This window comes from Paenibacillus sp. sptzw28 (assembly GCF_019550795.1).
GTDB lineage: Bacteria > Bacillota > Bacilli > Paenibacillales > Paenibacillaceae > Paenibacillus_Z.
On record NZ_CP080545.1, the window covers coordinates 3,287,662 to 3,309,227 of the forward strand.

At 44.1% G+C, this 21,566-nt stretch carries 19 protein-coding genes; 2 read left to right on the forward strand and 17 right to left on the reverse strand.

From position 1 onward, the window contains the following. Positions 1-21: 21 nt before the first annotated feature. The 10 genes from murA to KZ483_RS14745 form a co-directional block, all read right to left on the reverse strand. Entirely contained in the window at positions 22-1,314 is a 1,293-nt protein-coding gene (gene murA / locus KZ483_RS14700; protein WP_220348110.1) for a UDP-N-acetylglucosamine 1-carboxyvinyltransferase, read from the reverse strand. Between the two features lie 19 nt (positions 1,315-1,333). Then, positions 1,334-1,972, reverse strand: a complete 639-nt coding sequence (locus KZ483_RS14705) for an FHA domain-containing protein (RefSeq protein WP_258881258.1) — start codon at positions 1,970-1,972, stop codon at positions 1,334-1,336. 419 nt (positions 1,973-2,391) lie between these two features. Continuing rightward, positions 2,392-3,159 carry an ABC transporter permease gene (locus KZ483_RS14710; protein ID WP_220348111.1) on the reverse strand — a complete coding sequence of 256 codons (768 nt, stop codon included), beginning with the start codon at positions 3,157-3,159 and terminating at the stop codon, positions 2,392-2,394. Further along, positions 3,160-3,921 carry an ABC transporter ATP-binding protein gene (locus KZ483_RS14715; RefSeq protein WP_220348113.1) on the reverse strand — a complete coding sequence of 254 codons (762 nt, stop codon included), beginning with the start codon at positions 3,919-3,921 and terminating at the stop codon, positions 3,160-3,162. Positions 3,922-3,934: 13 nt separating this feature from the next. Next, positions 3,935-4,801 (reverse strand): pentapeptide repeat-containing protein, encoded by an 867-nt coding sequence (locus KZ483_RS14720; RefSeq protein WP_220348115.1) that lies wholly within the window; start codon positions 4,799-4,801, stop codon positions 3,935-3,937. Positions 4,802-4,815: 14 nt separating this feature from the next. After that, entirely contained in the window at positions 4,816-5,145 is a 330-nt protein-coding gene (locus KZ483_RS14725) for a PadR family transcriptional regulator (protein WP_220348119.1), read from the reverse strand. Positions 5,146-5,510: 365 nt separating this feature from the next. Beyond that, complete coding sequence (locus KZ483_RS14730) at positions 5,511-5,717, reverse strand: hypothetical protein (protein ID WP_220348120.1); 207 nt, start codon at positions 5,715-5,717, stop codon at positions 5,511-5,513. A 58-nt stretch (positions 5,718-5,775) separates the two neighbouring features. Then, the gene (ppsA, locus tag KZ483_RS14735) at positions 5,776-8,391 is read right to left on the reverse strand and encodes a phosphoenolpyruvate synthase (RefSeq protein ID WP_220348122.1); all 2,616 of its coding nucleotides are present in this window, start codon (positions 8,389-8,391) and stop codon (positions 5,776-5,778) included. A gap of 302 nt (positions 8,392-8,693) precedes the next feature. Then, on the reverse strand, positions 8,694-9,077 hold the full coding sequence (locus tag KZ483_RS14740; RefSeq protein ID WP_220348125.1) for a VOC family protein: 384 nt from the start codon (positions 9,075-9,077) through the stop codon (positions 8,694-8,696). Between the two features lie 123 nt (positions 9,078-9,200). After that, a complete protein-coding gene (locus KZ483_RS14745; RefSeq protein ID WP_220348127.1) occupies positions 9,201-10,103 on the reverse strand; it encodes an AraC family transcriptional regulator in 903 nt (300 codons plus the stop codon). Between the two features lie 186 nt (positions 10,104-10,289). Between KZ483_RS14745 and KZ483_RS14750 the strand changes: the two genes are divergently transcribed. Further along, positions 10,290-11,102: an SDR family NAD(P)-dependent oxidoreductase gene (locus KZ483_RS14750; RefSeq protein WP_220348129.1), complete on the forward strand. Its 813-nt coding sequence runs from the start codon at positions 10,290-10,292 to the stop codon at positions 11,100-11,102. Positions 11,103-11,914: 812 nt separating this feature from the next. Here KZ483_RS14750 and KZ483_RS14755 read toward each other — a convergent pair. The 5 genes from KZ483_RS14755 to KZ483_RS14775 form a co-directional block, all read right to left on the reverse strand. Next, positions 11,915-13,540 (reverse strand): O-antigen ligase family protein, encoded by a 1,626-nt coding sequence (locus KZ483_RS14755; protein WP_220348131.1) that lies wholly within the window; start codon positions 13,538-13,540, stop codon positions 11,915-11,917. Positions 13,541-14,298: 758 nt separating this feature from the next. Next, positions 14,299-14,766, reverse strand: a complete 468-nt coding sequence (locus KZ483_RS14760) for a DUF2306 domain-containing protein (RefSeq protein WP_220348132.1) — start codon at positions 14,764-14,766, stop codon at positions 14,299-14,301. Between the two features lie 21 nt (positions 14,767-14,787). After that, positions 14,788-15,324 (reverse strand): GNAT family N-acetyltransferase, encoded by a 537-nt coding sequence (locus tag KZ483_RS14765; RefSeq protein ID WP_220348134.1) that lies wholly within the window; start codon positions 15,322-15,324, stop codon positions 14,788-14,790. A gap of 196 nt (positions 15,325-15,520) precedes the next feature. Beyond that, positions 15,521-16,060, reverse strand: coding sequence for a hypothetical protein (locus KZ483_RS14770; protein WP_220348135.1), 540 nt, complete (start codon positions 16,058-16,060; stop codon positions 15,521-15,523). A gap of 317 nt (positions 16,061-16,377) precedes the next feature. Next, positions 16,378-17,835: an MFS transporter gene (locus KZ483_RS14775; protein WP_220348137.1), complete on the reverse strand. Its 1,458-nt coding sequence runs from the start codon at positions 17,833-17,835 to the stop codon at positions 16,378-16,380. A 322-nt stretch (positions 17,836-18,157) separates the two neighbouring features. On the opposite strand from KZ483_RS14775, the gene KZ483_RS14780 reads away from it, so the two are divergent. Then, positions 18,158-19,360, forward strand: a complete 1,203-nt coding sequence (locus KZ483_RS14780) for an ROK family protein (protein ID WP_220348140.1) — start codon at positions 18,158-18,160, stop codon at positions 19,358-19,360. A gap of 267 nt (positions 19,361-19,627) precedes the next feature. Here KZ483_RS14780 and KZ483_RS14785 read toward each other — a convergent pair whose 3' ends face one another. Beyond that, positions 19,628-21,055 (reverse strand): MFS transporter, encoded by a 1,428-nt coding sequence (locus tag KZ483_RS14785; RefSeq protein WP_220348143.1) that lies wholly within the window; start codon positions 21,053-21,055, stop codon positions 19,628-19,630. Between the two features lie 186 nt (positions 21,056-21,241). Further along, on the reverse strand, positions 21,242-21,385 hold the full coding sequence (locus tag KZ483_RS14790; protein ID WP_220348144.1) for a hypothetical protein: 144 nt from the start codon (positions 21,383-21,385) through the stop codon (positions 21,242-21,244). Between the last annotated feature and the right edge of the window lie 181 nt (positions 21,386-21,566).

Genomic DNA, 21,566 nt, shown 5'->3' on the forward strand with positions numbered 1-21,566 from the left:
ATTAACGGAGTGCTCTGACTTTTACCCTTGCATGTGGATCCGGCCGGGCAGCTCCTGCACATCCAGCTCGCGCATGGAGAGCTTGGCCCCGATAGATCGGAAGCTGCTGATAACATCCTCATAGCCGCGCTCGATGTGCTCGACGCCTGTAATAAACGTGCTGCCCTCGGCAGCTAAGCCGGCAAGCAGCAGGCAGGTGCCGGCACGCACATCCGTAGCATGCACCCAGCCGCCCTGCAGCGGAACACCGCCGCGGATAAAAGCGCTTTCTTGTCGCAGCTCGATCTCTGCGCCCAGCCGCCGCAGCTGCGGCACGTTAGCGAACCGCTTCGGAAAGACGCGGTCGGTAACGATGCTCTTGCCCTTAGCCTGCAGCAGAAGTGCGGTCATCGGCTGCTGTAAATCGGTGGCAAAGCCCGGATACATGCCTGCACGAATCCGCGTTGCCTTGAGCGAGCCTGTACCGTAAGCCGTAATGTGGCTTTCACCACATTCCACATGCATCCCTACCTCCTCCAGTTTGGAGAGGCAAGCGCCAAGATGCTCAGGGATGACGTCCATGACGGTAACTTGACCCCCATGGAGCCCGGCCGCCATCAAAAAAGCGCCGGCGATGAGCCGGTCCGGAATCACCGCGTGCATTCCCCCGTTTAAATAAGGGACGCCTTCAATGCGGATATTTTCCGTTCCCGCCCCGTATATCCGCGCGCCGAGCCGGTTCAAGAAGGCGGCCGTATCGACCACCTCTGGATCCACTGCCGCGTTGTACAGCTGCGTCCTCCCTTTGGCCCGCACAGCTGACAGCATCGCATTAATTGTCGCGCCGCAGGTAATGGTGTCGAAATAAATATCCGCACCCTTCAGCTCGGCGGCCTCGACTACGTAATAACTTTTGAAGATATGAACCTGAGCCCCGAGCGCTTGAAACACCTTGATATGCTGATCGATCGGCCTTGAAACGAAATCGTCACCTCCCGGGAATCCGATCGTGACTCTGCCGAATTTTGACAGCAGCGCGCCTGCAAAATAATAAGAAGCCCGGTAGCTCGAAGCCTTGCCCGGATCGATCACGGCGCTGTGAATCCAGCGCGGGTCGATGACGACTTGTCCGCCTTCCTGTTTCAGCTCCATGCCGATATCCCGGCTAATCCCCGCAACGATACGGACATCGTCTATGCGCGGGATACCCTCCAGCGTTACGATATCGTCCGCCAGACAAGCGGCGGCAAGCAGGGCAAGGGAACTGTTCTTCGCTCCCGGTATATGTACCTTTCCGTTCAGCGGGCCTGAATACTCCGCCTGTATATACTTCATCTAGTAATTCCCACTTTCGTTATGACGATTTCAATTCCGATTCGAGCACGTAGCCGCTGCCACGCACTGCGCTAATAAGAAAGGTGTCTTTGCCGTATTTTTTGCGCACTCGGTAGACCAGGGCATTCATTTCGTCGAGCGTCACATCCGGGACGCCTTCAGCTCCCGGCGATCGTTCCGGCCATACTCTGGATTTGATTTCCTCGAGCGGAACGAGCCGGTTCGCATTCTCATGAAGCACACGAATTAGCAAATATTCTTTTTCGGACATCTGAATCCGCTTGCCTTCCACCACACATTCCCTTTTCTCCCAATGAATCGTCAGTGAAAGCTCCGGGACTTCCAGCTGCCTGGTGATGCCGAGCGGTTCGATTTCAAGGGTTTGATCGGCAAACATATAAGAAAAGTGGAGGACGCTCATCCCTTTGGCGAGCTTAATGATATCAAAATTGTTCAGTGGATATGGACTGTAAGGTGTTAACCGTACGCCATTGATCTCCGTTCCGTGGCGACTCCCCAAATCGTACAGCACCGCCTTGTCCTGCACCTTGCGGATGGCGAAATGCTGCCGGGAAATAAAAGCGTTCGTAAACGCCAAATCCGGAGTCAACTGATTGGATAACCGGCCGACCAGCGTTTCATCCGCGCTCAAATTCACGCAGGTGCCCAATCGGTAGGGCTCGCCGCGAATAACATATAAACATGCAAAGTTTTCCAGTTTCGTCCCCTCCGTTTGCGATGGCAGGCTGCCACCGGAATTGCGAAATCACTCCACTATTCATGGTAACTCAAATTGATGATGAATAAAACCACTTCGCACTGACGGCCCGCTCACAATTCAGTAACGCCGGGAACCGGCGCCGGTTTTGCCGCTTCGGGAAAGGTCCGGCTGACTCTGCTATCAATCGAGCTGATTGATATTCTGTATAAATTTCTCCACCGGTAAGGGGAGCATATTTTCCTCTAGACATGTAAAAAGCTCCCCTTACCGTAGCAGGTTATATTATTTAACCTGTCTACCGTAAGGGGAGCATATCAAAATAAGGCTCTTGACTTCTGTTTCCTTCTTTAACTATATCACACCCGCTTTTTATACACCTTCATAGCAAAGAAATAGGCTACGAGTAAAATCCCGACGCACCACGCAAGAGCGACCCATATATCATTGCCCACCGGCTGATCTGAGAGCAGCGCACGGATAGCCTCCACGATCGCGGTCACCGGCTGGTTTTCAGCAAAGGCGCGAACGACCGACGGCATCGACTCGGTCGGCACAAACGCCGAGCTGATAAACGGCAGGAAGATAAGCGGGTAGGAAAAGGCGCTTGCGCCATCCACTGATTTGGCGGACAGTCCGGCAATCGCCGCGACCCAAGTCAACGCCAGTGTAAACAGCATGAGTATGCCGGCTACTGCAAGCCATGGCAGTAGCCCCGCCGACGAACGAAAGCCCATAATCAACGCTACGAGAATGATGACGACAACCGATATGGCGTTGGATACCAGCGAGGTCAGCACATGCCCCCACAGTAAGGTGGAACGTGAAATCGGCATGGAGTGAAACCGCTCGAATATGCCTCGTTGCACATCGGTAAACAGGCGGAAAGCCGTGTAGGATATTCCGCTAGCAACGGCAATAAGGAGTATACCGGGCAGCAGGTAATTCACATAGTTTTCAGTTCCGGTTTGAATTGCACCGCCGAACACATAGACGAACAGCAACATGAACGCAATCGGCATGATGGTGACTGTGATGATGGTGTCCATACTACGGGTAATATGGCGCATGGAACGACCAAGCATAACGCCCATATCGCTGAAAAAGTGTTTTTTTGCCGCCTCCATTTACTTTGCCTCCTTTTTGCCGATGATTGCGAGGAATATTTCCTCCAATGTCAGCTGTTTTTCAACATACTCCACCTTTGCAGGTGGGAACAGTTTTTTTAGCTCGGAGAGCGAGCCGCTGGCGATAATCCTGCCCTCATGCAGAATGGCAATTCGGTTGGCAAGCTGCTCAGCTTCCTCTAAATACTGTGTAGTCAGGAATACCGTCGTGCCGCCGCCCGCAAGCTCCTTTACAATCTTCCAAACCTCAATACGTGCCTCGGGGTCAAGCCCAGTGGTTGGTTCGTCGAGGAAAATGATCTGCGGTTTTCCCACAATGCTCAAGGCGATGTCGAGCCTGCGGCGCATACCACCCGAATAAGTAGATACCCTGCGGTCGGCGGCGTCTGTCAGGCCGAAGCGTTTAAGCAAATCGTCCGCAACTTGACTCGGATTTTTGAGGTATCGCAGCTTGGCAATCATAATTAGATTTTCTCGTCCGGTCAAAATTTCGTCCACGGCGGCAAATTGCCCGGTCAGACTGATCGCCTCCCGTACATTGTCGGGTTTTGTTGCAACATCGAATCCGTTAACGGTGGCGGTTCCGCTGTCTTTTTTGAGCAGCGTGGTGAGGATTTTGACAACTGTTGTTTTGCCCGCACCGTTGGAGCCGAGCAGGGCGAAAATACTGCCCTTTTCCACCTCGAAATCTACGCCCTTTAGGACTTGATGCTGCTTGTAGGACTTTTGCAGTCCAATGACTTGAATCGAATTATTTAGCATAACTTCCCCCTCCTTATCGAACAGTTACCTTGGACAAATCGGCACCCATGCCTTTAAGCGCGGCATAGGTCAGCTTATCCATGATTGCGCCGTCAAAGCAGATGGTTTTGATGGAACGGTAATACTTATTGGTCAACGAAAAAAATGCCTGAAAAGACACATTTTTGAGTGTCGCGCCCTTAAACGAAACTTCGTTCAGCGACGTCTTGTCAAACTTGACACCGATAAAGGTTTGCCCGTCAAAACACAGACCTCCCAGATCGGAAGATTTGAACTCCACGCCGTCAAAAATACAGTTTTCAAAGATTGTTTTTCTAAGGTCGGTCATGGAGAACGTGACGTCGGTCAATTTTACACCTGTGAATTTTGCTCCGTCCAGTCCCGACTTGCTGAAGTTAGTGCGCACAAGGATGGATTTATTGAAGCTCGCATTCGCAATGTCAAGAGTGGACAGGTTGCAGTCGGTCAGGTTTGCGCCGTCGAAACGGGCTTCACGCACATCGCTGCTCGCAAATGTGCTGCCCGTCAAGTCAGCACCCGTAAAGTCGGAGCCTCGTAACGCACTCGCTGCAAATTTTCCCTTATGCGCGATAACACCCGCAAAGTCGCTCTTCACCAGGTTGCTCGCGCTTAGGTTTGTCACCACCTGCCGTTCGAGCGAGCGGGAGATGTTAGCCACCTCTTGTACCGTTTCCTCAATGTCGCCGATGCTGTCAATTGTCATCTCAAAAGCTGTTTCATCGTCCCTGCCTTCGGCTTTGAGTTCACGGAACCGCTCCTGCAAATCGGAGAGCAGGTCGGCCTTTAATTCGGTGACGCTTTTTATCCCATCGTACGGTGCGAAAACACCGTTCAAATACTTGTTCAATTTCTCATTCATAACATCATACCTCCCTATAATAAGTTTTCAAGCACGCGTTTCGCATACTCCCAGTTGCTTTTGTTGCGGGCGTAGGTCGTCTTGCCCTTGTCGGTAATCCTAAAATATTTACGCCGTCCGCCCTGAGATTCATCGCCCCAATACCACTCGATATCACCGTCCACCTCAAGCCGGCGGACGCTGGAGTACATCGTCGCTTCCTTTAATTCATACTCACCACCCGAGCGCTCGGCAATCAGCTTGACAATCTCATAGCCGTAGCGGTCAGCTTCGGACAAGAGCCGTAAAATCATCGTATCAGTATGTCCCCGCAGCAGATCGGATGTGATTTTGTTCTCGCTCACTACAATCACCTCCACAGTTGCATGATACGATATATTACTATGACTGTCAAGGTAGTATTTTTGTTATAATACCTTGTTGAAAAATGTTATGGTTTGGCTGTGTGAGTATGTTCTTCACAGAACATATTCGAGAGGCTGTAGATAGGCGTTCAGGAAATAACCGATAACCTTGTGGATCTTTTGCCAGATCCGGATAAACAAAGGAAAAGGGAACAAAGACCGAATCGTCCCGTTCCCTAAATTGGTTTAAGAAATGCTGGCCATGCATGCTGAAAGCATGAAAAAAATCCGACAACAAACCGTGATTATTCATGCTCGCCATATTACGACTTCTTTTGTGGCTAGATCGTGTATTCTTATCTTATCTAAGGGATGCTTCGAACGCGCGAGTTGCCAACCGTAAAATCAATGACCGCTGCTTCGTTGGTCCAATCCGTTGCTCCCGCACCGGAGAAGTATGCCATCACCTTCTCTTCCTTCGGCGGAAAATCCGGGGCAAAATTCGAAGTAGTGAAAAGCGTAACGGTCAAAACTCTTTCCGAATGCCTCAAAGCCCGGATTTGGGTCAGCATCCCTCCCCCTTCGGTCAGGATTGCCTTTACCCGACGCACTGAGTTGTGTATTCAGCCATTACAATATTTCGATATACCCTTCTGTTCCATGCACGCGAATTCGTTGCCCATCTTTTATCAGTTTGGTGGCATTTTCCACTCCGACAACAGCCGGCAAACCATATTCACGTGCGATAACTGCTCCATGGGTCATCAGACCGCCAACTTCGGTGACTAGTCCTTTAATGGATATAAACAATGGTGTCCAGCTAGGATCGGTAAATGAAGTGACTAATATATCTCCATCTCCCAGATCAGCATCTTCCATTTTTAAGATAACACGTGCACGTCCCTCTATGACTCCGGAAGAAACAGGTAGACCTACAATAGCTTCGACTGGGAGATTTTCTCGTTTGTACTTGCCTGCAATGATTTCACCATCAGACGTGAAAACACGTGGTGGAGTTAGTTTTTCAAAAAATTTGTACTCGTCTTTTCGTTTGCTGATGATCTGGCAATCCAGTTTATTTGTGCGTACGACTTCGTGAAGTTCTTCAAAAGTGAGGTAGTAAATATCTTCTTTTTCATGAATAACGCCCGCTTGTATGAGTTGTTCGGCTTCTTTCAGTAAAGCCTGCTTATAAACGAAGTAGCGACTAACTATGGCGTATTTAGGATATTCACGATAACCGGCGAAATTTCGGATCAGGTCGATCATTCGTTTTGTTTCTTGGGCTTTTTCTTCACCATCCGGTAATTGCTTCAAGCGATCCAATAACTCTTGTTCTTTATTCAAAGCTGCCTGCCGCCCTTGCTCAAATTTCCGATTGCTGGCATTAGGCTCAAAGTTTTTGATATTATTAAGAATCATGAGGACAAGTGTGGTTGGCTTTTCGCTCCACCGGGTTCTAGTAATATCGATTTCACCGGCACATCGCATCCCATATTTGTTGAGATAAGCATAGATAGCGTCCCGGGTTTCCTTTCCACCATCAAACTTAACCAGTTCATCCAAAAAGTTATCATCTTTTACATGTTTTAAATACTCAATGACTTCCGGATAAGGACGAATCACATCTGCGACATCCAATAGCGCCAGACCCATTTCCGAAGTGATATTGTTTGGCACAGATTGAGAAAGCGTGTCTGCTGCATTTTTTTCACCTAACCACTCCTTCATTTTTTCGTTAATCCATGATGAAGCGTTCATAGCAGTCATGATTACACCAAAACTTTGCGGGTCAGATACAACCTTCTTTAATTCCTGGATATCTTCCAGAATAAAATCAAATAAACCTAATCCTGATTTCGTTTGGATGTTATGCTTTAACTCGTTAATCGATGTTTCACTGCGCTTAATCAAAGCAGGTACTATTGTCGGATCGTATTCGATTTTTGTTTGATAATCCGCAGGCGAGATCTTTTTATTGCTTTTAGCGGGACCCGGTTCTTTTTCACCTTTTGGTGACGATTTGATAAAATCTTCGCGCTCAATGATGGTTATTAATGCGTCTCTTATGAGCGGATCGGATTTTCCCAGGACATTTACTAAAGTTTCCCTGCCGGAAGGTGAAGCCAGCATAGCTGTAACATCGACAAACAACCTTCCGCCAGCTTTACGCATGGGTGCAGGAGTTATTAACAGGTAAAAAGACAATCCCAATGGTTTTATGGGGTCAGTCATCATTTGTTGATGACCGACAGATACGTAAACGTGATTTTCTTGATCATTCGCTTCAGGGATCGGGTATAAAGTAGTGATTGGCCGACTCTGAACAATGTAAAATGTATCATCAACCAAACACCATTCGATATCTTGTGGGTAACCAAAATAAGCTTCGATCTGTCTTCCGATGCGTGCCAGCTGTAAAATTTGTTGTTCGGTAAGTGTTTGAGTCTTTTGCTGATCAGGATCGATCTGCTGGGTCTCTGTTCCGCCTTCTTTCCGTCCATAGATAGCCAATTTTTTGGTTGCTATCATCTTATCGACGATTTCCTCTTCCTGTACTTTATAACAATCGGCAGATACCAAGCCGGAGACCAGTGCTTCTCCAAGTCCAAAACTTGCTTCGATTGATAGCAGCTTTCGGTTGGAAGTAATCGGATCAGCGGTAAATAAAATCCCTGAAGCCTGTGGGAAAACCATCCTTTGAACGATAACGGATATATAAACTTGACTGTGGTTAAATCCATTTTGCATACGGTACATTACCGCGCGGTCCGTAAATAGGGAAGCCCAACATTTGCTGATATGCTGCATGATTGCCTCTTCGCCGATGATATTTAAATAGGTGTCTTGTTGGCCAGCAAAAGAGGCATGTGGTAAATCTTCAGCAGTCGCACTAGAACGCACTGCATAAGCATGTTTATCACCAAGTTTGGTGAGATAGTGAGTAACTGCTTTCACAACATCGGAAGGAATTTCTACTTCCATAATGATTTGTCGAATCTTCCTGCTGATATCACCAATTTGACCTCGATCTTCTGCTTTCAGCATTGTAAGTCGATCCAACAAAGCATGATACGTTTCGTTTTGTTCAATAGCTTGTTGATATCCCACTGTTGTAACACAAAATCCTTCTGGTACTTGCATTCCTTCAATTTTTGATAATTCCCCTAAATTTAACCCTTTTCCGCCAACGAGCAAAAGCTGCGTTTTATCCATTTCCTGAAAACCGAGAACCAATGAACTCATTCAATATCTCTCCTAACCATTAAATTGAGAAAAAACATTTGACAAGAGTTTACCGGCATGATACACTTAAGATGTAAGATGAAATAATTATGTCTGCATAATATTTTAAGTAGCAATCAGATTATATCATCGTGTGTTTTTATATGCAATGATAAAAGAACCTGATAAAACTACCCAGGTTCTTTTTTGATTTCCTGCTATCCCGACTCCCTGTTTGCCATCTTCTAGGATCAAATTCTAACAGCCCTCCGAATTTCCTCCATTCGTATAAGAACGAGCCATACATCTATTTGGACATAAAGTTACTTCTGCACTATCTGAATAAGGTTGCCGCACGTATCGTCGAAGACGGCTATTGTGACTTCGCCCATTTTTGTCGGCTCAATAGTAAACTTCACGCCGTTTTCCAATAATTGTTTGTACTTTTTATGAATATCGCCAACGCCAAACATTGTTGCTGGGATTCCATCAGCAAATATCTTCTTTTGATACTCTTTGGCGGCAGGATGGTCATTTGGTTCGAGTAAAAGCTCGGTACCGTCTTGCTCGTCGGGAGAAACAAGCGTTATCCACCTAAATTCTCCGACGGGGACATCTTCCTTTTTCACAAACCCCAGCGTTTTTGAATAAAACTCCAGTGCCTTCTCTTGATCTTGTACGAATATGCTGGTAACAATGATTTTCATAATGTCTTTGCCTCCTTTGATATTTGCGATGTCGGTGCTCTGCCAACAATATGGCTCCATTCGAAAAGCCTAACATTCGTCAGAAGTTTTTAATTAAAGTTACTCTATCTCGTTGCAGGGGATTCATGCATTTATTGCCCTTAGGCGCTTAATATCTTGAATAGGTGAAAAACCAAACATTCGGGAATATTCACGGCTGAATTGCGACGGACTTTCATAGCCTATCCGGAATGCGACCTCCGCGGCATCTGTTGACTCGGATAATAACAGACGCCGTGCTTCCTGTAGTCTCAGTTGTTTTTGGAACTGAATAGGGCTCATAGCGGTTACCTCTTTAAAGTGCCTATGAAGCGAAGAAACACTCATATTCGCTATTTCCGCAAGCTCCTGAATCCGAAAAGACCTATCATAGTTATTCATGATTTGTTCGATAACGTCTCTGATTCGTTTGGTACTGCTTCCTTCTATTGCAATTTGTTCAAGCACAACCCCATGCTGCCCTTGCAGAACCCTGTAGAGAATTTCCTTCGTGATGAGAGGAGCAAGTACTGGTATATCCTTAGGTTTGTCTAGCAAACGAGCTAGCCTAATTACCGCATCCAACAAAGATAATTCCATCCGGCTGACAAACATACCTCGATTAGTGTTTTCTTTCGGGCCAACTCGAATTTCAGAATCGCTTAAAATCTCTAAGATTTGACTCGAGGTAAATTCAAGTTTGAGAGACAAATACGGAACCTGGGAAGAGGCTTCAATGACTTGCCCGGTAACCGGTAAATCAACGGATGCAACAAGGTAATCGGCAGGACCATATCTAAAGCGCTCCTGTGCCAGCAATACCTCCTTCACACCCTGTACGACAATGCAAAAGGAAGGATTGTAAACTCCGAAATTTGATCCAGTAACATTAGATCTACGAGTGAAAAATAAAGACGGTATAGCAGTCGCGTGAACACCGTCCCGCCCTGAATAACGCTCAATGAGTTTGGCAAGCTCCTCCTGCTGTTTATATATTCGTTCAGACATAAGATCCTCCTTGCTCCTCCATCCTTGATAGTTCCATCATAATTCATATTCGTACGTAACGTATATGGTTGTGAGAGGATTAGGCAATCATTTGAGAAGAATGGGATAACGGTCGACTTTTCATTTGTTGCATAATAAGGATGCCGAAGCTGAATATAATTAGCCAAGTTAAAGGAGAAGATTAAAATGGATACACAGGGTAAATATACAGTTATTACCGGAGCAAGCTCTGGTATAGGTTACGCGACAGCTAAGGCTTTCGCAAAACGCAAGAAAAATATCATACTTGTTGCTCGCCGTGAAAACAATCTGAACGAACTGAAAAGAGAAATCTTGCAGGAAATTCCTGAGTTAGATATTGTGATAAAAGCAGTCGATGTATCTGTGAGTCAAAACGCCCATCATCTGTATCGAGAGTTAAATCCGTATCGAATCGAAACATGGATTAATAATGCAGGTTTCGGTAGCTATGGCAGTGTGTCCGGTCAAGACTTGGAGAAGATTGGAACCATGCTGCGCCTAAACGTGGAAGCCCTAACTATCTTTTCGTCCTTGTATGTACGTGACTATAGAGACGTGGAAGGTACACAATTAATCAATATATCTTCTGCTGGTGGATACACAATCGTGCCAACGGCTGTTATCTACTGTGCTTCCAAGTTTTTTGTTAGTGCATTTACCGAGGGATTGGCCCATGAACTGAAAGCCGCCAATGCAAAATTACAAGCTAAAGTTTTGGCTCCTGCAGCAACCAAAACCGAATTTGGAAAAGTGGCAAACAGTACGAGCGAGTATGACTATGACAAAATTTTTAGTACTTACCATACAAGTGATGAAATGGCCAATTTTCTCTTGCAGCTCTATGATAGCAACATGACTGTCGGAAGAGTTGACAGAGAAGCTTTTGAATTTAAACTTAGTGAACCGATTTTCGCATATGCAGGCAATTCTCAGAATAACCAAAAAGTCCAAGCGAACGAGAACACATCTCAATTTTAAAGTGGTGGAGTAGATGAATCATAGCTTGAGAAGACGGCAGCCATTTCACCGACTGCCGTCTCTTCAGTCCCGTCAGACTAAATGAGAACCCCCTGTTTCGTCCACTAATTTGACATCGGGACTTACATCCACTTTTACAACAACAAAATTACAAGCAAAACTAATCGGCCTCAGTCCGTCAGAGTACTGGACCAAGGCCGTCTAAAATAATATTATTTGTACTGTCTTCTTGACGGGGTGCAGTTCAGTCTTAGACTGCCTCTGCTTCTATGGTTTAGATTCTTTGGACTTTATATTCGGTTTCATTATATTTGCCTCCTAAAAATGGTGAGTTTTTATTTTTAGGTAGCTAAGATTCAAGCAGTGCTGTTTCTCAACAAATTCCGGTACAGTTGTATAGTCATCACTACCAAAAGCGAAGAGATACTGGCCCCTATCCGTAACATTGCAAATACAATGCAAGAAACGGAGCGCAAGTGCGGACTTATCAATCGCGCCCCGACAACCTTATTTTACCATTGTTACTTTATACAAGAAAATGTAAATCAAAAAAATCACCGGATAATTTCCCGCGCTTCCGGAAAGGCAAGACTCCGTATAAAAACCTTGATGGCATCATTCCATCAAGGTTTTTTAGATCCGGCCCAATTGCCAAGGATAATGGCGATCTTCATTATTTCTGGGAAGGTTCAGTGCTTATTGCTTCACCTTCTTACGACGTTTAATCGGAAACGGCGGTGGCGAAGCGTTGATCTTGTATTCTCCAGAATGACATCTCCTAATGTTTAAAGAGTTGGAACTCATATCCGATCTTATACATGTACTAATTCAGATTCAGATTCTTCCTTTCGTAAATTTTCGGTTTCAGGAATAGTGAATTCTTTTTCAGAAATGGTTTCTTTGGCGGCAAAACGCCTTTCGTTCCGGCATATGACAGGTGGGTTATTGGTTTGAATCTCTTTGAAGTTGTGATAGGCAGAAAAAACAGCTAACAAAATCCAGAAGTATTTAATTGTATCTAAGTCGGCTACCATTGTTAATTCAAATAAATACCCCACAAAAGAAAGAAGAAGGACAAAGTTAAACAGGTTATATTTCATATATCGGAGCATCATCAAAATAATAATGCTAAACAATGTAATCGTTGCGATCAACCCAACCCATCCCTGTTCGAGTTTCACGAGCATATAGTAACTATCGACTGATTGAGATGTTGTAACGTCAAAAGGGTTTAATTCAGGAATATAAAACACCATAGGTTCATTTCGGAGGAACCCAATTCCTTTACCAAAAAAATCTTCTAATCCACTTTGACTAAAGGCGTATTTTATTAATTCTTCGCGAAAAGAAAATGGTTCTACATTGTTACCAAAATCTTTAACATACGAAGTCCCAAAAAGGGAATCAGATAATGCTTTAACACTATCTCCGATTGCAGAGAGTCCAATTGATTCGCCGAAAGGTGTAACACTTAAAGTCAACAGTGGAAGTGCGAAATATATGAAAAGGAAAATAAAACGAATTTTCGTCTTTAATTTTGCGAATATGAAGAATACGATCAGAGAAATACTTAAGGAAATCAAAGCTGATCTCGATAAGGTCATAAACATATTTAACATAAGTAAGACTAATAGAGTGAGATAGAAGTAATACTGCTTTTTACTTATCTCCTTTGCCATTTTGATCTGGTAGAAGATAAGTGGAATCATTATAATTAAATACATACTGTACCCTAATGAGTGTGCAAAGCTACTGCTTACTCTCAAATGCCCCGAGCGAATGAATTGACTATATTTAAGACCCTCAAAGTTTGAAACATCAAGAAGGCTAAAAATATTAAATTGCGCTAGAAATTCAATGACACCGAACACAGAAAGAATAAAGGCAACAATGGAAATCGTATGTAAGAATTTATGAAGAAACTTTTGTTTATCTCCTATTTTTTCAACCTCAATATGGATATTCATGAGTATTAAATAGTACAACAGTACCTTTTCAACAATGATGGTAATAGAACTAACAAGGTTGGAAGCGTCCTGCATAGAATACATCCGAACAAACGCAGGGATCAAAATACATGTTGCATAAATAAGGATAGCAATCTTGAACTTGTCACCTTTTATAGCGTTAACAAGGTTGGATATACGTTGTTTTAAAATTAGTTGATCGTAAATAAGAATAAATAATAAGATTCGAAAGCCATTTATAAATGGCATTTCTCCCATCTTATAAGAAAAATAAGGCGGCAAAAATGGGATTAGAATCACAAAATACCAAAATAATTTCTGATTTTGTATTAGATATAATATGATTCCTAATAAAGCTAGAGCAAATATTATTTGCATAGTATTAGATAACCCCGTAAGTGTTATAAAAGAGACAATGATGGAAGCAAAAAGAACAAATAGGATCTTAGACTTTGAGCTGCTTAATTCCAAATAAACCTCTCCCCGACAATAGAACTTAGTACGGTCACTACAGCAGAGCTAAAGGTTACAACCATAATATTTTCTTTGATAAAATCCATGTTCATTTATTCATCCCTATTCTCAACTTGCACCCCCTCTCATTAATCTAATTAATAAGTCTTATTGCCTAAAACAATTACAAGTTCACTAATTATAAAATACCTTTTTAACAAAAAACGACCATTTTATATTATTAAATTCCATTCTAAAGAGACATATTTTATCATTTCTTCTACTTACTTAGATTATAGAGTCGACAAATTCACGGTTCTATGAGAATCTTTCTACTATTGTTGTCTTCTGTATACCTTTTGTCGTTTATGATAGGACTCTGAACCTACCATAGTGTGAGATCACCCCTATACCTGCGAAGATTATAGACGGATGTAGGAGCATCTACACAGTTATATTGGTGTGATATTGGAGGATTAGGTTCGGAAGGCACATGAGCAAGAGTGGGAGTCCTATATACGACAAAAAAAGCACTCTCCGATTTAAGAGAGTGCTTCATTTCCGTTGTATTGCCATTTAGGCCCAATAGCGTTATTGACCGTTATGTTTGTGTTACTAGACTAGAAAGTGGACACGAAGAACCGAGAATTCGAGCAATCAGAGACTAACGGTACCGTCCTGCATCATTTTGACCGCGGCAGCCAATGTCCATCAACTCTATTATGAGGTTTTGTTACGACTGAGAAAACTCCGTAACTCCTCCATACGCTGTTTAATTACATCTTAATATGTCTCCGAGTTCCATACTTCTTCCCGACTCTAAATATCAAAGGAGTCCCTATTATCGTCGGTAAGAACCAAAAGAATAGCGCCGGTAGATCACTCAATACTGGTATCCTTGGGACATTTACTACCAAGGTCGCAGTGATGATGCCTATGTACGAACCCAACATACAGCCAATATGAGTACCCAACCAATTTCTCCATCTCCTTTTAGCAGACAGGTATCCGAGCAAAGCAAGTCCATAAGAAAATAACGCGATATAAAAAAGATACTGACTTTCTTTCCAGTGCAAAACTGACATAACTAGGGCTGTAAAAAACACAATGACATAGGCCCAATGATATACCTCACCGGACACAGTATGTCTGCCTTTCTTCTTTTTCGAGAGCATTGCAATTAGTCCGGTTACCAAGCAAGTAGAACCAGTTGTAACATGAATAAGTAAAACTAAGTTAAACAAGTTTCATCAGCTCACTATTCGTTATTGATAATTGGATTTTAGCAAAGAGTAGACATTAGTAGTATATGGAATGCCATTTTGATACATATATTCTTTTAGAACACCTTCTTTTTGAAAGCCTAGTTTAGTCAATAAATTGTTAGACCCTTCATTTTCAATAAAAACAACCGCACCTATTCGATTCAAATGCAAGTCTTTAAAGCCGTATGAAGTGATTTCTGTTATGGCTTCTGATGCATATCCTTTACGCCAATGCTTAGGATGAATTTCATACCCTAGTTCTGCCCGTCTATGCTTTGGGGCCCAAGCATTAAATCCGATAGTTCCGATAATTCCCTCTGTATCTTTGATTTCAATTCCCCATCGCATGCCACGTTTCTCATTATAGTTTCTTGAAAAAAAGGCAACTAACTGTTTTGCCTGTTCTATACTTTCCAATTTGTCTTGTCCATAATATCGCGTAACATCCTCATTGGAAAAACAAGCAAAGACTCCTTCGGCATCATGATTTGTGATTTCCCGCAACAAAAGTCTTTTTGTTTCTAATATAGGAAACATTTTGTCAACTCCCTTCTAAATGTTTTCGGACCCAAATAACGCATTAACAGTCTACCGGCAATATTTTTATCTGGGGAAGCACTCTGGAATCTCAACGAAAACCGGCATGCAGTACTTTCCCGGTACTACTATCGAAATCAACGACTCCATTCATGCATTTCGGGTTTATCAGGATCCTGCCGGGAACACCTACTCATTAAAAGTCACGTATATCCTTAATGAGTGATACGCATTCTTCCAATATCTCTTCAGGAAGCGGTTCTTTCATCAATATTTTTAATAATCCTTTATTTGCTCCTACTGTCTTTAAATATGAAAGCAGTAAGTCTGCCTTTTCTTTTCGGTTCATTAAGGCATAAGCAACATACCAGGCTTCAGGACTTCCGACTTGAATACCGTTCCAACGGAAAACTGGGATAGATGGTATTCTGCAAAGACCTTTGCTTCCATATATCGAAAATCGCCCCATTAGTTCCACTTGGGGGTTATCGTTATGAATGAGTAGCTTATATTCGGTTCCAAATGGAAAATCGCCACTTATTATTTCTTTTACTTCAAAGTTCTGCAAAGCATTCAAAACGCTATCTTTAGGCGCTTCAGTCATAACGTCCCAGTCACGAACCATGTTGGTTAAGCCAAAGCTGTATAATAAACCACTCCCACCTAATGAATAGGGAATACCACAGTGTTCAAGTTTTTCAATGACAACAGCTAATTTCTTAATTTCCGGTTTCATTATTGTGTCCTCCGTATCGCCAAAAACTTAAAGTGTATGGCATCCAGTGCCGCGGCAAACCTATTGGAGCTTCTCCTCTCGTTATTGTAGAGTGCCAAATCACCGACAAGTAAAACTGCTCTTCTCTCACGCGAACATAGATATCGGTAACCAGTTTATGAATCGGCACTTCATCAACCAATAGAAAAATCCCCTCCGGGTTAGCAGCCTTCAAGTCCATTGTCAATGGACTTTTTTTTACTGTCAACTATAAGGGGATAATATTAATTATGCGGGTTGGAATCGGAATATATTCTTGCCAGCTGATAATTTCCAACTTAAATGTAGTATTCAATAAACTCTTCCGAATACCGCTGATGTGTCTTTTTCCGCAGTACTGTAATCAGCAAGGCTGCCAAGCTTATAAAACATATAAAGACAAACGACAGTCGGTAAGCGGCCATATTCAATCCCTTCGTTGCCGGCAGAAAAAGAAGCGCAAATTGGAATAACGCACCACTTAATGTGACTCCCATACCCATTCCAAGCGTTCGGCTCATGTTCAGCGTTGCGCCGGCAACTCCAAGTCTGTCTGGTTTGACACTGCCCATGATGTTACTGTTATTAGGTGGAGTAAAAATCCCCATTCCGATCCCCAATAATGAGAGACCAGACAACAGCAGTCCAATCTCATTTCCGTCCCGAATCAAGGCTAATAAGGCGCACCCGGCTACAACGGCGCTCATTCCCATAACAACAGGAAAGCGCACTCCGAAACGATCAGCTAAGAATCCTGAAATCGGTGTAAAAACCGTCATCCCGATCGGGACGACAGCCAAATATAGTCCTGCCGTCACGATGCTCAAATGGAATTCACTTTCCATCAAAAACGGGCTCAGAAGCAGTATGCCGTACATGACCGTAAATGATAAGAAGCTCGAGATATTTCCGGTTACAAACACCCTGTCTTTAAACAATTCAAAATCCATGATCGGCGATCTCGAGCGACGCTCCTCCCGTATAAAAGCCGTCATAGCTATGAGTGCGGAGAACAGACTCAGCCCAATCACCGGCGATGACCAACCTGCCAACTGTCCCCTATTTAGCACAAAAACGATCAGTATAAGCGCAGGAGTTAGAAAAAGAAAGCCCCAATAATCAAAAGTTTCCCTTTTCCTATTAGGCTGATCTTGCGGGAGCAGCAAAAAGGCAAGAATCGTACCAGCAATGCCGATTGGAATATTCACATAGAAAAGCCATCGCCAATCGCCCATTGAAAGAAGAGCGCCGCCAATAACCGGCCCAAGACTAAGACCTATGCCTTGTGCGCCGGCTTGAATCCCAATCGCTTTACCCCTATGCCCAACCGGCGTACAAGCCGTTATGATCGATACGCTGTTCGCCTGAAGCATAGCTGCGCCAATTGCTTGAAATACGCGTGAAATTAATAAAACAGTAAGACTAGGAGAAAGTCCGCAAAACAAAGAACTGATGAGAAAAACAGAGAAGCCTGCAGTATACATCAATCGCCTCCCGAACAAATCGGCAATTCTGCCAAACGGGATGACAAGAGATGCCAGTGTAAGTAAATAAACAAGACTAATCCATTCGATATCGGACATTGTCACATGGTATTGTTGAGCCAGCGACGGAAGCGCTAGATTGATAACACTTGCGTCAAGAGCCGCCATAAAAGCACCGATACAAACAGTAAATACGACAAACCAATGATATCCCTTTCTTTTTGCAATGCTCTCCAGGGGAGAATACGTCAGAAAATTGGAAGTCTGCTGCATGGCTTCTTCCTCCTTTCAATTACTCCAAACCCAACGCCAGATCCAGGGCGTACGAGTTCGAATAATTTTATTATATCATCTTTATTTCATTTCGGATTAAAGTATAGCCATTTAACTCATAAATCATATTTATAAGCATATTCACCTTCCCGACAGCATAATAAACATCTCAGAAAGCACCCTTAACCAATTGTTTCAGTGCAATAAATTCATTTTGGTAAAAACATCATAAATGTCACTTGATTAAGATAGAAAAGCATCTGGAAGTGGTTTATAATTAAGATAATCCCATGCGCATACTTGGAAAAAAAGAGGTTTTGAAATGAATCTGTTATCAACCCATCAAATCGCTTCGCCCAAGAAGTTAATTTATATGCATATCGCACAGCAAGGAATGACTTCGAAAGCCGAACTTTTCCCTGCTTCCGGAATGACAAGCAGTTCACTGACCCGCTTACTTGAAGAAATGGTGTCGGAGCAATTGCTAATAACCTCCGGTTTCGGTCCGTCCAGTGGCGGCAGAAGGCCGATCTTATACGAGATCAACCCCTCGTACGGCTATTTCTTCGGGCTGGAAATTTCTCGACGGACGTCTACGCTTGGTTTTTTCGATGCCAAGATGAATCCCAAATCTCTCATTCGCTGGCGGATGGACGAGGCCATGACCCCGACTCAGTTGGTCGACTATGTCACGCGTAACATAAGATCCATTCTGCTCGACCACCGCATCGAACCGCACCAGGTCATTGGAATTGGTGTTGGAGCGGTCGGACCGCTTGAACGCGACAAAGGCGTCATTATTCGTCCCCTGAACTTTCCGTCCGAGGGTTGGACCGATGTTCCGATCTGCAGTCTACTGGAAGAACGGACAGGTCTTCCCGCCCGGTTGGAGAATGGCGCGAATGCGGCCTTGATTGGAGAGCATTGGTCAATGCGCGGCAAAAATTTCCAGCATATGCTCTATGTACATGCAGGCGTCGGCCTCCGTTCCGCTATGATGTCAGGCGGTCGTATTGTGCAAGGTTCCGTAGATATGGAAGGTGCGGTTGGACAAATGATTATTCAGATGGACGGTCCCAGGCTGCACGATCATGGAAATTACGGAGCCTGGGAAGCCTTCGCATCCGTACAATCGCTCGAAAGGCTTGCTAGAACCCATGCAAAGTTAGGCCGCACTGATATCCCCGGGGTGGAACACGTGTCACCGGAGAAAATAACATACGACATGCTGCTTCAGGGGCTTTCGAACGGTAATGCCTATGCCCGGGAACTGTTCACGCAGTCCGCCGTTCATTTCGGCATCGGCCTAGCAAACCTAATCAATGTCTTTCATCCGGAGGCGATCATCCTCGGTGGCACCCTGATTAACGCCGAGGACCGGTTCTATCACACCGCCATCGAGACCGCCAGGCGCAATACTTATTATTATCCGGACTACGAGCCGCTTTTTACGAAGGGCGAACTGAAAGAAGATGCCGTCGCCGTTGGGTCTGCTCTAATGATCTGGAGAGACATAATGATGTAAAAGGGCGTTCTGCTAACGAAGTGATGCGAAACGCCCAACCGTCCTTAATTTATGGTTTGGGGCCTACAGTTGGTCTATAAGACACGATTCTGCTCGCGGGACTTGGATCCCGTCAAACAGTGAAATGGTAAATATAAGTTAAGCAGCTGGCTGGACTGACCCCCATAAAAGAAACAGTGGCAGACTAGGACTCGAAAATAAAGTCTTAGACTGCCTCTGCTTCTATATTGCATCGTTTCCTTCCCTTATCAAACACAAGGTTTCGCGCTAGCTGTCGTTCCGCAACCCGAATGCTGCTACTAAGGCGATGAACAAAGTGGCGGTCGCCGCCAGAAATGCATCCGAATAAGATATAGCATCCAGCATGTATAGGGGATTTAAGGAATTCGACGCTTCGTGACGAGCGGTTAATAATGCCCCAATCATTCCCGCTCCTGCACCTGCTCCAAGATATAAAGCACCCTGGAATATTCCCATTCCCACGCCGACTTGTTCTCTCGTTAACGCGCTTACCGCAGCGTTATTGGCAGGGGAATTCGTAAGTGCGAAAGCAATCCCCACGCCCAAGACACCCACTGAAACTAAAACAGGAGAAGCTCCGGAGGCAAAGGTCGACAAGAATAAAGTTGAAATCCCCATCAACGTCACCCCAGAAATTATCAGGCGTTTCGTCCCCAATCGATCTGAAATACGACCTACGAATGGAGAAAGAATCGCCACAGCCGCACCTCCCGGCAAAAGGATCATTCCCGCTTGTCCGGGGGAAAGTCCATTCTCTTCCACGACCATCAATGGAACAAAAACAAGCACTGAAAAATAAGCAAACATCGAAAAAACGGCTACAATAACCGAACTCACATAAAACCTGTTTTTAAACAATACTGGCGGCACAAATGGATTCTCTACTGCGACAATGCGCCAAACAAATCCTACCAAAGCGAATAGAGATCCCATAAGACTGCCTAATGAAGAGGTCGAAGCAAAACCGACCGTCTCTCCTTGTGTTACGCCAAAAAGAAGCAGCCCTACAATAACTCCAAGCAATGCTCCTCCGACGAGATCAAATTTTCTATGCTTTCCGGACTCCAGGGTCGGTTTAATCGTCGGCAGCGTGTAGAGTGCACCAATAACTACAAAAATGGACAGCAAAAATGTAAACCAGAACAAGGATCGCCAACCAAAAAATTGTCCGACTGCTCCTCCAAAAATCGGACCTCCGGCTGTTCCGACACCAATACAACCTGCTATTATGCCAAGATAACCCCCTCGTTTTCCCGGTGAAAAAACTTTCGAAATGGCGACGACGGAAAGAACGGGTATGGCTGACATCCCAGCACCTTGAACCATTCGTCCCAAAACCAGGACTGGAAGGCTCGGAGCGAGAGCGCAAATCAGACTTCCCATCGATAGGATCAATACGGCGAAAGAAAACAGCTTCTTCAACTCGATGAAATCCGACATGCGTCCATAAAGGGGAACTCCAATCGCCAATATTAGTGCTACGCCACTCACTACCCAGCTCACTTGAGCTTTCGAAGCTTCAAAATGTTCGCTTATAAGAGGAAGAACTGGATTAACCATATCCACCGTTACAGCAGCCACAAGGACAGATAGTGCGAATATCATCATGAGAAGTGTTGTAGATTCTTGCTTTCGTAACAGTTTAGATTCTTTGGACTTTATATTTGGTTTCATTATATTTGCCTCCTAAAAATGGTGATTTTTATTTTTAGGAGGCTAAGTCAATCGCTTTTCTCACCAAATTCACCCCAATCATAAATACTTGTTTCAATTTGCTGTTTTTTTCCAATTTCCAACTCGCAAAAAAGCGCCGTATGAAACCGGCGCCTGGTTGCGTTTTAATTAAAATTTGCAAAATAATTACTTACTCGCATTTTTGCAAATTTTAATATAATGAGGCAAAAAGCTTCCGGCCATTTTGTTTTGAGATGATATTTGACTAAATCGTTGCTTGAAAAATGGGCAGACTGATCCAATTGCAGCCAACTCTCCAGATTTTTTCATTATTTTTGCCTCCTTTCTTGCAATGTTTATGAAATCGAGCCAGCACCATCATACCTTTAAGGTTTTCACCTAAAAAAACTCATTGTCAACAGCACCAATCCACCAATAAGTTTAAATATAAGTAAAGTTTTATTCGTGGGTTCACGTTTATCAAAATCATGATCTACTGAATTACTTATAA